Raw genomic sequence first — 12,375 nt, forward strand, 5'->3', positions numbered from 1 at the left:
CCCCTGCACCCCTGCACCCCTGCACCCCTGCACCCCCGCTCCCCTGCACCCCTGCACCCCTACTCAGGACTCTCTATCATCCCCAATTCCCCAGCCTGTAACTGCACCGCATTCTACTTCACCGATCGCCTCTGGCGGGGGTGATAGCTGGGCGTCAACGGGGTCAATTGCTGCATCAGGTTGTACTAAAACCTGATTAATCTCACAAGGTTTGCTGATCACATAGGGGTTAGCTTGGGAACGTGGGCCATTCCAGACCGCTTGCAATTCTAAGATATAACCCGAATCACTAGAAGAGATATCAGAGGTTAGCTGCCACAGACTATCTTCCTCTAGGGGAGCAACTACCTGTTTAACTTCCTGCGCGATCGCCTCAATTCGTGCAGGTCGTTCCTCCCGCAATAGCCAGCGTTCTACCTGCGACCAAGGTTTATCCTCCAGCGCTTGTTCTAGCTGCGGTGCCATCAAATTCAACATCAAGGCTCCTCTAGGGAGTTCTTTCTCGTCGCGATCGCCGACTCGCACTACGAACGCACTGCGAGTAAAATCGTCAAGCAGCATAGTGGGATACTGATTTAACCAGTTTTGAATCACAAAGTAAAACTGAAACCAGCAGCTAAATAAAAACTGAGTTCCAAATAAAATAACTAGCTTCTGACGAATGTCTGACTTCGGCATTTTAAACTTTGTCTTGCCCTCAGGGGAGCCAAAAGACAGAGGCACCGCAGCAATGACCGCAGAAATTGGCGGCCAAAATACTAACGCTTCTGAGGAAAATTCTCCAGTCGGTTGCCCAAAAATGAAGAGACTAACCAACGCCCCAGTAATCCAGGGGCTTAAATAAATATCACCAATTTTGATGGCATTTTCTGTTGTTCCCCAATTCACACCAAGGATAAAAAAAATCCATCCAAAAAAAGCAATAAGTTCTTGGGTAAAGCCCGTTGCCAATAAGGACATATAGCAAGAAAATACGCTGAGTAATATAAAAGTCGGCCAGGAAAAAGCAGTCGCAGATTGGATATCATTCTGAATAAGCCGATAAATACGGAGAAAAAGTTCCACGTTAAAACAGAGGAGAATTAATTTGTGATAGACGAATTAGGAGCAAGATTGATATGGCGCTGTAACTCACCGCAGTGGATAACAAAATAACGGTTGCTTCACTGGGTGCTGCCTCTTTAAGGGCGTCATTCAGCCGATCAGATAGCCTTGGTCTATGCTTTTGTGAGCTTTGGGTAGTGCTAATTTCCACATTTTCTTCTGAACTTAGTAAAAAAGCTTGAAGTAAATCTAACATTTTAAGCTTGAAAAAGAAGGTAGCAAAAAAAATACCGAGTCCCATCAAGATAATAGTTATATCAAAATTTTGAGGGGTAGGTCTAAGAGTATTATCGAAAAAAATGTAGCTGAACAATTGTACTTTTAAAGATTGAGGAATCACTCCTTGCATGTAAAAGAAGCTTAACCAACCGATGACAGTGATATACAAATTAAGAGAAATTGCATATTCAATACTAGTTTTACGAGTCAGTTTGAATTTTCGATGAAAGACACTACCTTCAATGGCGATCGTTACCAACAAAAATAGGGTATGAAACAAAATCATCGGTATTGGCACGGCTTCTGACATCCGTTCAACTCCTGTATTCCCTCTGTCACTATTGTCCTCTGGTTTAGACGACTTGGCTGAGGTTTGATGGCTAATAGCTAAATGTGCTAACTCAACGAGAGCGCGATCGCCCATCACACCCTCACTGTTCTTTTGGTAAACTGCTTGAGTCAAGCGCATGTGTTGTACTGGGTCGCAAAAATTGGCATGGTGAGAACTGGAATTGGGATTCGGACAGCGGTTGAGCGTTCAGAACGACTCGTCGGACAAATTCATGTTTACGACGGTGCGGGCAAGGGTAAGTCTCAAGCGGCGCTGGGCGTAGTATTGCGCTCGATTGGACTGGGAATTAATTCCCAGGAATTAAGCCGAGTTTTGTTGTTGCGCTTTTTAAAAGGGCCAGGACGCACCTACGATGAGGACGCCGCCATTGAAGCCTTGCAGCGTGGTTTCCCTCACTTAATCGATCAGGTTCGCACGGGACGGGAGACATTTTTTGTCAAAGATGAAGTAATCCGCTTTGATGCAGCAGAGGCGCAGCGGGGTTGGGATGTGGCAAAAGGTGCGATCGCCTCCGATCTTTATTCGGTGGTTGTCCTTGATGAACTGAACCCAGTCCTAGATTTAGACTTATTACCCGTCGATGAAGTCATAAAAACATTGCAAAATAAGCCAGAACATCTGGAAATTATTGTTACAGGTCGCGGCACTCCCCAAGCCCTATTGGACATTGCTGACTTGCACACCGAATCGAAGCCCCATGACCATCCAGCTTCTAGGGAACAGGGCATTGAGGGCATTGAAATCTACACGGGTGCAGGCAAAGGAAAATCCACCAATGCCTTGGGTAAAGCTTTGCAGGCGATTGGTCGCGGGATTAGCATCGACAAGTCCCATCGCGTGCTGATTATGCAGTGGCTCAAAGGGGGGACAGGCTATACAGAAGATGCCGCGATCGCTGCCTTGCGACAATCCTACCCTGACTTAGTCGATCACCATCGCTGCGGACGAGATGCGATCGTCTGGCGAGGACAACAGCAAATAGCCGACTACGTTGAAGCCGAACGTGGCTGGGAAATTGCGAAAGTAGCGCTGGCGTCAGGGTTGTACAAGACAATCATCATGGATGAACTCAACCCCACCGTCGATCTGGAACTACTACCGCCGGAACCAATCGTCGAAGCACTGCTTCGCAAACCCCGCGATACTGAAGTGATCATCACTGGTCGCTGCTTGAATCCACCCCCCTACTTCGATTTGGCAAGCGTCCATTCCGAGATGATTTGTCACAAACACTACTGCGAGAAGGGCGTTGATTTGAAGCGAGGGGTGGATTTTTAGATTGGTGTTATGGATATCCATCCACAACTAGAGGCAAATACAGGGCGGCGATCGCCTTAGATGAGCTTGGGACAATATAGTTATCAGCCTACTGTCACGCAACGATCGCGATCGCGAGCATCCACAACCCCAACCCTGCCCTTACCAAGGGGGATTAAGGGAGGTAATTCCAATTCATCCAAGCGGATCACCCTTGAGCATTCCTTGAACAAGGTGGTGATACTGGTTAGGTTGCAGTTGCACTAGCTGGGGTGTCTCCTCGCCGCACCAGTGGATTTCAACGGGAACCTCACCAGCCATTTCACTACCTAGACCAAATAACAACCGCCTGTCTCCTTGTGCAGAGAAGCCGTTGGATTCCTGCACCTCCCGGAGTTGGGTGCCAGAACGAGTAGCAATTGTGACTTGAGTGCCAATAGCATCCCGGTTGCACTTGCCATTCCCTTCTAGCTGTAAACCAATCCAGGAATTGGGCGCAGCATCGTTGCGGTAAATTGACACGGGGGCAAATTGATGCGTTACTAGGGCGTCTAAATCGCCATCGTTATCCAAATCTGCCAGGGCAATTCCCCGCGAATTTCCGGGTTCTGTCCAGCCGACTTGCTGGGCAACATCGACAAAGCGATCGCCCTGATTTAGGTAAACTCGGTTATGTTCGTAGGGGAAGATGCAGCGATCGCGTAAATCTGCCCAACGGTCAGCATAGCCGTGAATATCAGGCCCCGTCAGGGCAATTTGGGAGTTCCAGTACCAGTAGTCGGGACAACCCTTGTCGGAAGGATGAAGTTTGAAGTAAAAAGGCTGAAGCAGTTTGCCTTCTACTGGCTGCGCTGTTACACTGTCGCCTTTGTCGTAACTAGCATCCACCATGCCGTTTGCCTGGAGGATTTCCAAACGCCCATCGCGGTCTAAATCCCCCATCGCCCCACCCCAGCCAAAGCGGTTTTCATTGAGGGCGTTACGCTTCATTGCCTGGTCTGTAAATGCCTTCGATCCTAATGTGTTGGCACTTCCCGCATTCATCCACAGCAAACTCCCTTCCGCTTGCAACTTCTCGTGGACATTGGAGACGTAGATATCCAGTTGACCGTTGTTGTCTACATCCCCTAGCGAGGAGTTCATGCCTTTGTAGGGGTCGTGACCGACATCTCCCACTAAGGAACCGCGCAGACTGAGGAAGGTTTTGCCCTGTTGGTTAAGGTAGAGCTGATCCGGGCCAAAGTCATTCGCTAAGTATAAATCTGTCCAGCGATCGCCATTTAAATCTCCCGTCCCAATATCCAATGTCCAGCGATTCCCCCCTAACCCAAACCCTTCAACATCCTGCTTCTCAAAGCTTTTCCCGTTGTTGAGATAAAACAAATTCTCCCCACCATTATCGGCATCGTGCCAACTCCGATGCATCACATCCAACATCCGTCTATCGCCGGGATACTCCGCTGGGGGAAGATTGAAGATATTAAAGTGATGGGGCTGGTCATAGTTAGGCAAAAGCGGATTCATCGCATTGCCAATCATCACATCCAACTGCCCATCCCGATTCATATCAAAGGCATTGGCAGTGAGGCTGATGGTGTATTCATCAATTCCCATTTCCTGGGAAATATCAGCAAATTTAGGGGCGCAAGGCTTTGTACCCCGACAATCCTCAACCAAGCGGTTTTGTAGTAAGCGCGACTTGCCATAGCCCACCAGCAGCAGCAAATCCGCATCCGTGTCATTGTCGTAATCCCACCACAACGCCCCAGAGGGTAAACCTTGAGTTTCCGGATTCGCGGCTAACTCATCCAGTGCGGGGATAGGGAAACGCTCAAACTGGAAATTGCCTTTGTTGAGATAAAGTGCGGCGCGATCGCCTTTATCCTTCAACGGGTAAGTTAAAAAGATATCCTGCAACCCATCCTGATCCACATCCGCCACTGCTACAGCATCGCCAACCGATAGCAGCCACTTCGCCACATGCTGCACGCGGGGGTCAACCCGCTCTAAAATGTCGCTCTTGTGCGCCGAAATCCCTGCCTCAGCCGCCGCTATCTCCACAAACTGAAAATCCGGCTGAACCACATCCTGCGCCGCCACAAACTGCTGATACCCAATAAATCCCACCGTCCCAATTACACCAATTACCACCCAGCGATAAAGGAAAGCAGAAACGTCCTGAAATAGTTTATTCTCCCCCCTTTCTAAGGGGGGTTGGGGGGGAGTTAGATCCCCCCTTTCTAACCCTGGTTGGGGGGGTAAACGTCGCCCCCCATAGCTTTCCCGCCACGCCTGCACCTGCAACCAGACAAAACGCCCTGCAAAGTAAATAAACCCCGCAAAAAATAACGTCGAGAGACTCTCAAATTTGTGCAGATACAAATCAATCAAAACAATACTCAACGACATCCCAATTTGCCCTTTGCGAGTGCGGGGCGATGTCGCGGGGTCAGTAATCATAAAGAAAGTAAACAGGTAAAACGCCGGGGAAGTCAGCGCCCCCATGAGTAGGGTTTGCGGTGGTATCAAATGGTGCATTAAATAGGCTCTTACGCCTAATTGCAGGGCGTAGAATCCCAGGAAAGAGACAATCAACGCCGTGCGCTGAATCCGAAAGGCAAACAATACCAAAGCAGCGGTGACAATAAACGCCACCATCGCCACCGAACTGCCCCACTGGTAAGCCGGAGACGCACTAATCATCCCCCGCCCCACCAGCAAACTGATCGTGATGCCAAACAGAGCCGGGTTAAAGACGTGACGTCCTTTAACCGTGAACAGGTATTTCGAGGAAATCGCAAAAAATACAGGCACCAACGGCAACCACAACCCGTGAGCAAAGTTGGTCAAAATGCTCAACGAGCAACCCGTAATCGCCGAACTGAGGGGAAATAGTACTGTTTTTTTTGATGATGTGATGGGGATTTGGGGAGTTGAGGAGGTAGAGCCATTAACTTGCCCAAAAATCTTCTCCCCCGCTCCCCCGCTTCTGCGAAACAGCCAGTGAAACAGCATATCCAATAGACAGGCTGCACTGACAATCAGCAGAATTTGGGCGGGAGAGCGATTAAATCCCAGAACTGTAATACCTAGTACAACATATAGCGCCAAAACGCCTAATACTGGCAAACGTGGGTCAGACAAACTGGGTGTTCTATCCCACTGCCATGAGTTTGGATTTGGGAGTTTAGGTTTCAAATTACGATCCCAATTCCCAATCCAACTTTCTCCTATCGTCATACGGTTGCCATCTCCATATAAGGTACGCGCCCATCGAGTTGATGGAACGGTGCTTCTCCATCTGGGTAATAGATAACAAATAGTCTTCCGGCTGCTTCAATCCGGCGGTATTCTTTCAGTACTGTCACAAGGGGATCGTTTTCGTGCAACCCAGCAATGAAGTAGTGCCAGGAACCGGAGAGGCGATCGCGATACAATGCCCGCAGCAATCCTCGAAATATCTCTGGGTTATTCTCTTCAATCGCAACAAACGCTAGATAAAAATAAGGAACCATTTTTCCCGGTGCGGGAAGTGGCTTCAAGGGTGTCATCTGAGCTAAGAGATTATAAAAGGGACGAGCGAGGGTGAGTTGTGGGCTGTATCGCTCAATATGGGTTTGCCGAAACGCCCGCTGATCCCAAGCCGCGACGGTTCCAACAAGCTGATTTCCTCGAAATGCTAGATAAAAATCCTCTGGTTTCAATCCTAATAAACGAGGGCTGTTGAAGTCTTCAAGTTGATAGCAAGGGGCAAATTGCTTTTTAGACTGCCAGGTTTGAACGAAACTTAAGATTTCTGGAAAGAGAATATTTCGTGTTACACCATTACGCTCAAACCGCACTCCGGGAACCTTTATTTCTGGCTTTGGTAAATCTAGATGAATCGCGGGAGTAAGAATCTGCCCGATATCCCGATATTGGGGTAAACCCGCACGTCCACCAATCAAATTTTGCTTTGCTGTCTCGTTTCCTTCTAAAATCACTGAATAGTACAACGGCACGGGGTTTTCTTCGTGCAACTGTCGCAAGAATTTGTAGCCCCGCGCTAAAAGCATTCCCTGGCGGTAATCGGGATGACAGCGTAAATCTGCAAGATACCCCAGTTGCTTTGGTTCGCCATTGAGAAATACTGTATTAATTAACCGACTGCCTAAGCCAATAATTCGTCCCGTTTTCCGTTCAGTGCATTTGATGATTTGTACGGATTTACCCTGAACGTGGCAGCCTACAAAGTAACTTGGTTCTCGCCGAAAGCTGACAGAAATATCCCCCTGCATCCAATCTTCTGCCATCCGAGCACGTAACTGGGCGTCATCGTCAGGAGTAGCAAGGGCAAAGTCAAAGCGGTTCATATATTTTATGAAAGAGAAACGAACCACACCAGACATAGAGAGCGCGGAGGAAAGAGAAGAGAGGGAATTAGTGGTTGGCTTTTAATATTTAGATAAAATCGAACTAAAGAAAGCAACAAAGCAGGCTGGAACTATTATGAGCCAAACTGTTGATGGAGTTAGGTGGACGGTTTACGATTTAGAGGTTTTGCCTCAAAATGAATGGACGCGCTATGAAATTATTGATGGAGAATTATTTGTGACGCGCTCTCCTCATCGCCGACATCAACAGGTTTGCGGCAAAATATTTGGACAACTTGATGCTTGGTCAGAGTCGAGTGGTTTAGGGGAAACAATTATTGCTCCGGGTGTGATTTTTGCTTTTGAGGATAGCGTCATACCGGATGTAGTTTGGGTAAGTCGAGAACGATTGACTCAAATTGAAGATGAGGCGGGGCATCTAACAGGCGCACCAGAGTTAGTAATAGAGGTTTTATCTCCTGGTAAACAAAACGAACGCCGAGATAAAGAAGCAAAACTTAAACTCTATTCAGTTCAAGGGGTAGAGGAATATTGGATTGTCGATCGCTTTACTAAAAAAGTTGAGGTTTATCGACGAGAAAAAGCGCGATTGGTTTTAGTAGAAACTTTATTGGGCGATGATGAAATCACGTCGCCACTTTTACTGGGATTTAGTTGTTCTATCCGGCTATTTTTTCCTGAATAGTAGAGAGAGGAAAAAGAGCGATCGCCTTTCTCTCCGTAGTAGCGTAATACACCTAAAATGAATGGCACTGACTTAAGCAATTGCGGCTCATATCCCCGACTTCTTGAAGAAGTCGGGGATCTATATAACCTAGGATAGGCTACTCGCAAGCAGCAAACCGGAATTCCCAATCTGTCTCTTTGCTGAGTACTGGCGGCTTAATATCCCCCAATCGTTGTCCTCGTTCTAGCCCTGAGTTGAGGTAGATACTGAGAGGATTTTTTACCCGGCAAGCTACCAGTTCGCTCAGTTGACCTAACTGTCGCGCATACTGATACTGGGGATTGGTAGCTAAAGCGCGATCGAGTTGACAAGCTAAGGTTGTAGCGTCGGCGTCATTGTACTCAGACGCATCGAGAAACAAGACATAATGCGGCTTTCCCCGTAACGAGGGGGCTAGCATCGCAAAGCCTCGTTGTTTCCCTAACTGTGTCAGCACAAACTCCTCTGTTAGCTTTTCCCCACATAAATCGCTAACAACTCCCGCACGTCCGACAAATTCCAAAAGTGGTGTTTGTTCCTTCCAGCCTCGCACCCGGACGCGATCGCCTAAATCATAGCGGTACAATCCAGAATGAGTTGTCATCACCACCCGATAGGTTTCCCCCTCTACCAGTTGATGACATAACCAAGGTTGCTCTTGGGCGTCGAGAAACTCAAAAAACCCACTTTCAATTGCCAGTACAGGAAAGTCGCACCCTACCAACGGTAACGTCACAACGCCCTCAGTAGCTAGCAACCCTTTCCCTTGAATTGCAACCTGAGGAAACAGGGCTTGCAACTGATCAACAAACGCCTTCGCCGCCGCATCAGTCCAACAGCTAATAACCGCCAATTGCGTCCAGATAGCTGCCGTATCAACCTCCTGATCATACCCATCCCCACACAATCGCTCCTCCCTCTCCCCTTCTTCCTCCGCGTTCTCTGCGCCTCTGTGGTTAATTTCCCTCCCCTTACGCAACCTAGCTTCAGAAAATGCAGAAGCGATCGCTGCCGCTCGTTCAGGATTCGGCGCTAAGGTAGCATGAGGGGTAACTTTACCACTAGCAATGTCTGCAATTAGGCGATCGCGATTCTCCCAAATCTCCCGCACCAACTCCAACAAAAACGTCGGACTCCACACCGAAATCAAACTTAAATCTGCCGCCGCCAATAAAAACAACGCCGTCAGATACCGCCACTCCTCAATATCCGCAATCCCCGCAAACTCCCCAGGTACGGCTAAAAGTTGGGCAATACTAGCCCCCAACTCCTCACCAAAATAAGCAGCATCGCTAACCATCCCAATCGGAATTCCCCCCTTTGTTTTCGTCAAAGGGCGAACTGGACTAATTGCCCAATAGGTACGTCCGGCTTTAATCTCAGGATGTTGTGATAGTAAGTCCCCCAACCAAGGAAAAATTGCCCGCTGAAATGCCTGCAATCCAGAAGCAGTGTAGGGAATCAGCTTTCCTCCTTGAGTGCTACCGCCCGTGACTTCAAACGCCACAACGGGTTCAGAAGACAGTACCCCAGTTTCCCCGGCGGCGATGCGTTGGATGTAGGGGGCTAAATTATCGTAAGTCTGAATCGGGACGCGATCGCAATAATCCTCATAACAGCGAATCGCCCTAAATCCGTATGCTTTACCAAACACACTCTCTTGGTTGGCATTAAGAATCCCTTGTAGTTGTCGTTGCTGCACCTCTATCGGATTTTTTAAGGCGTGCAAAAATCCTTTTAGGGAAGGTTTGACGACAGCTTGCAACTGTTGCCAGTTGTCCATTAGTTTTTACACCATTTTTAATCAGCTGTTGGCTTTTTTTAACCCAAAGTAACGCAGAGTTTTTACGTTTTTTGCGGCGAATGTAGTTCTTTAAATCCAATCGGTGACTCATCTTGACGCAGGCTTGCACGTATAAATTGAAAGAGAAATGAGGAGTAAGAGGGGCAACTAACGCGACGAGGTAATCGCTGATTAATCAATTGATGCAACCTTAAGAGGTTAGAGCTAGGAACTCCAGGAAACAGGTGATGCTCAAAATGGAAGTTTTCATTCAACAACAGAAACCGCGTTACTGAGTTAGCCTCAACGGTGCGACTGGCGATAAAGGGATCGGTTGCATCTGTAATTCCGTGCTGCGTTAACCCGCGCAGGTTAATCATAAAGTTAGCCAGCAGAAATGGCACTAGCCAAACGATCGCGAAGACTTTTATCGGAACAAACAGGAAGAGGACAGTATAGAAAAGTCCTAGTAAGAAATACTCAGTGATGATATTAATGCGATCGCCTCTGTTCCCATAACGCCATGCCAACTTTGGCACAAAAATTAAATACAGCAGGGTTGCCCACAATAAGCGGTTGTAGTGCAGCAGCCACACCAGCGTCGGATTTTGAGTGTAATTGTGATAGTCATCAGGGTCATTTTCATCCCCTAAATACTCATGATGCCGCAAGTGCATCACCCGATAGGCATAAAAGGAAACACCACCAGCGATTCCCAAAACCACCGCTACGGAGTGATTTATCCAACTCCTACCAGACAAAACCCCGTGAACAGCTTCGTGGATCAACAAAAACATGGCATTCATCGCCAACGCCACTACCACCACCCCAACGCCATATTGCACAGAGGCTAGATTCCACCCCAGCCCTCGCCCATAAGCATCAAGTTCCACCACGACACCCATCACAGCGAGGAGAGGATAGAGGACGTAAATTAGTTGCTGCTGGGGTTTAATTTGGTGTAAAGCGCGTATCTCTGCCTCAATTCCCGCCGATATCGCCTTTCTCGCCTCATTAGTTGTCCGAATTGCCGAAGATTCTAGAGTCATGCTCTGATATTTTTAGAGGTGTCTTCTGATTGCGGCATACCTTCCAGGAAACCACGTCGGGCGTGCGATCGCATATTATCCTCACTTAACTCCATCAAGCACACCAATTCATCGCCTTTGTAGTATTCCGGATTCCGTTCTAAAAAGTAGCGAATATCCGGTTTGTTGGCAAATCCGTCCTTAATCTCCGCCCAACTATCCCGTAAATGTCCTTGGGAAATAGCAAAGCGCACTAATCCTGCTTCCGGATCGTAATTTTCCCCAAATTTCGCCCTGGCTAGATAGTCCATCAATACCTGATAGCGAGGCGGCGTGGGATAACGCCAATTGGGATAAAAAGTTTTGGCAAAAATGGGCAGATAGCGATACGTCCGATAACCCTTCACAATCAAAAACCAATACAGCGGTAATTGTGCGGCTTCGGCTTTAATTTTTCCCGCCAAGCGACACCACGCCAGCGTCAGGGTTTGTTCTCCCCAATACTGATGATTAATAATCGTATCGCCAGAGAAAATAGCTTGGCTAACTTGACCTTCAAACTCAAACTTCAAGACTGCCAAGGTAGAAAATCCCTGAAGTTGATTCTGCTCATCCCACAGCAGAATTACATAATCTTTCTTCCCTAAATCCGCCCGAAAAATTTCCCAACTCGTGCCAGCATAATACTTACTATACAAGTCGTACATTAACCGACTCAGGTCATCCTGGAGTCGCTGTCTCGGCACCACTTCCGCGTTCAATCGGTTCATAAAGCCATTTGCGAGCAAAGATCAACTGTTGAATCATCAATCCGATTACAACAGCCCAGGTTATTAGCATAATTCCCTGGTGCTGGCTACTCGCCGGGACAAAATAAACAGGTTCATCACCTAAATGAACATTTTTTAACATGTACCAGGCAAAGTAGCTTTCAATCCAGAACATCACTCCCATCACTCGGAAGTTGAACCTCACAGCCTTATCTAAGCTGTTAATCGGATGTTTCTCTACATTAACTTTTGCTGAAGGAAATGTGTTTTCTGGTACAGGAGAATCTTGATCAAGATCTAGCTTGAACAGCCAGCTAAAGATCAGCAAGGCACTAACTAAATCATGACCAATGCCATAGTAGGGGTGCCAAGTTTGAGAACCGTACATCATCCACAACTCAAGGACTGCTCTGACTACCATATTCAGCCACAGTATCCAGTACCCTTGCCGCAACTGAGGATTGATGCGTGCATCTGTGCCGATTAAGGGCGGTAAAAAATACCAAAACCACAAAGCTAGAGCCAACCACAACACCTTCGGTAAAGCAATACCACCACCTAAGCCGTGGGAATAATTCTGAATATAGTAAAGTATTCCTCCGCTAACTCCTAAGACAACCAAAATGATGTAGTAAGTTAGCTGGAGACGACGATTAGAAGGAGATATCACCATAACTGACCTCTAATGCTATTGATGAACGTCGCTAAATAAGTAATCAGAATGCAAGAGTTTCTAGGACTATTTGCATTAAATACTTTAGCCCTATTTTAAGAATTCAACCT

At 47.5% G+C, this 12,375-nt stretch carries 10 protein-coding genes; 2 read left to right on the plus strand and 8 right to left on the minus strand.

Annotated elements, in window-relative coordinates; genetic code table 11:
- Positions 1–63: 63 nt before the first annotated feature.
- Both AC5JR3_RS02865 and fraC read right to left on the minus strand, forming a co-directional pair.
- On the minus strand, positions 64–1,065 hold the full coding sequence (locus tag AC5JR3_RS02865) for a DUF5357 family protein (protein WP_495842853.1): 1,002 nt from the start codon (positions 1,063–1,065) through the stop codon (positions 64–66).
- A 1-nt stretch (position 1,066) separates the two neighbouring features.
- The gene (gene fraC / locus AC5JR3_RS02870) at positions 1,067–1,786 is read right to left on the minus strand and encodes a filament integrity protein FraC (RefSeq protein WP_495842855.1); all 720 of its coding nucleotides are present in this window, start codon (positions 1,784–1,786) and stop codon (positions 1,067–1,069) included.
- A 33-nt stretch (positions 1,787–1,819) separates the two neighbouring features.
- Between fraC and AC5JR3_RS02875 the strand changes: the two genes are divergently transcribed.
- On the plus strand, positions 1,820–2,953 hold the full coding sequence (locus AC5JR3_RS02875; protein WP_495842986.1) for a cob(I)yrinic acid a,c-diamide adenosyltransferase: 1,134 nt from the start codon (positions 1,820–1,822) through the stop codon (positions 2,951–2,953).
- Between the two features lie 174 nt (positions 2,954–3,127).
- On the opposite strand, the gene AC5JR3_RS02880 is transcribed toward AC5JR3_RS02875, so the two are convergent.
- Complete coding sequence (locus tag AC5JR3_RS02880) at positions 3,128–6,076, minus strand: FG-GAP-like repeat-containing protein (protein WP_495842857.1); 2,949 nt, start codon at positions 6,074–6,076, stop codon at positions 3,128–3,130.
- A 92-nt stretch (positions 6,077–6,168) separates the two neighbouring features.
- Positions 6,169–7,284: a hypothetical protein gene (locus AC5JR3_RS02885; RefSeq protein ID WP_495842860.1), complete on the minus strand. Its 1,116-nt coding sequence runs from the start codon at positions 7,282–7,284 to the stop codon at positions 6,169–6,171.
- A gap of 136 nt (positions 7,285–7,420) precedes the next feature.
- On the opposite strand from AC5JR3_RS02885, the gene AC5JR3_RS02890 reads away from it, so the two are divergent.
- A complete protein-coding gene (locus tag AC5JR3_RS02890) occupies positions 7,421–7,990 on the plus strand; it encodes a Uma2 family endonuclease (protein WP_495842862.1) in 570 nt (189 codons plus the stop codon).
- Between the two features lie 139 nt (positions 7,991–8,129).
- Here AC5JR3_RS02890 and AC5JR3_RS02895 read toward each other — a convergent pair whose 3' ends face one another.
- The 4 genes from AC5JR3_RS02895 to AC5JR3_RS02910 all read right to left on the minus strand — a co-directional run bounded on the left by AC5JR3_RS02895 (position 8,130) and on the right by AC5JR3_RS02910 (position 12,265).
- Positions 8,130–9,794: a GH3 auxin-responsive promoter family protein gene (locus AC5JR3_RS02895; protein WP_495842864.1), complete on the minus strand. Its 1,665-nt coding sequence runs from the start codon at positions 9,792–9,794 to the stop codon at positions 8,130–8,132.
- A 62-nt stretch (positions 9,795–9,856) separates the two neighbouring features.
- On the minus strand, positions 9,857–10,843 hold the full coding sequence (locus tag AC5JR3_RS02900) for a fatty acid desaturase family protein (protein ID WP_495842866.1): 987 nt from the start codon (positions 10,841–10,843) through the stop codon (positions 9,857–9,859).
- Positions 10,840–11,592 carry a hypothetical protein gene (locus tag AC5JR3_RS02905; protein ID WP_495842867.1) on the minus strand — a complete coding sequence of 251 codons (753 nt, stop codon included), beginning with the start codon at positions 11,590–11,592 and terminating at the stop codon, positions 10,840–10,842. Before AC5JR3_RS02905 ends, AC5JR3_RS02900 begins: the two co-directional genes overlap by 4 nt.
- Positions 11,543–12,265, minus strand: coding sequence for a hypothetical protein (locus tag AC5JR3_RS02910; RefSeq protein WP_495842869.1), 723 nt, complete (start codon positions 12,263–12,265; stop codon positions 11,543–11,545). Before AC5JR3_RS02910 ends, AC5JR3_RS02905 begins: the two co-directional genes overlap by 50 nt.
- Between the last annotated feature and the right edge of the window lie 110 nt (positions 12,266–12,375).

It is taken from the genome of Kastovskya adunca, from assembly GCF_059505785.1.

Coding starts and splice junctions, on each gene's coding strand:
- AC5JR3_RS02895 (WP_495842864.1), bottom strand. CDS start 9,794: ATGGACAACTGGCAACAGTTGCAAGCTGTCGTCAAACCTTCCCTAAAA.
- AC5JR3_RS02905 (WP_495842867.1), bottom strand. CDS start 11,592: ATGAACCGATTGAACGCGGAAGTGGTGCCGAGACAGCGACTCCAGGAT.
- AC5JR3_RS02910 (WP_495842869.1), bottom strand. CDS start 12,265: ATGGTGATATCTCCTTCTAATCGTCGTCTCCAGCTAACTTACTACATC.
- AC5JR3_RS02885 (WP_495842860.1), bottom strand. CDS start 7,284: ATGAACCGCTTTGACTTTGCCCTTGCTACTCCTGACGATGACGCCCAG.
- AC5JR3_RS02875 (WP_495842986.1), top strand. CDS start 1,820: ATGGTGAGAACTGGAATTGGGATTCGGACAGCGGTTGAGCGTTCAGAA.
- AC5JR3_RS02900 (WP_495842866.1), bottom strand. CDS start 10,843: ATGACTCTAGAATCTTCGGCAATTCGGACAACTAATGAGGCGAGAAAG.
- AC5JR3_RS02890 (WP_495842862.1), top strand. CDS start 7,421: ATGAGCCAAACTGTTGATGGAGTTAGGTGGACGGTTTACGATTTAGAG.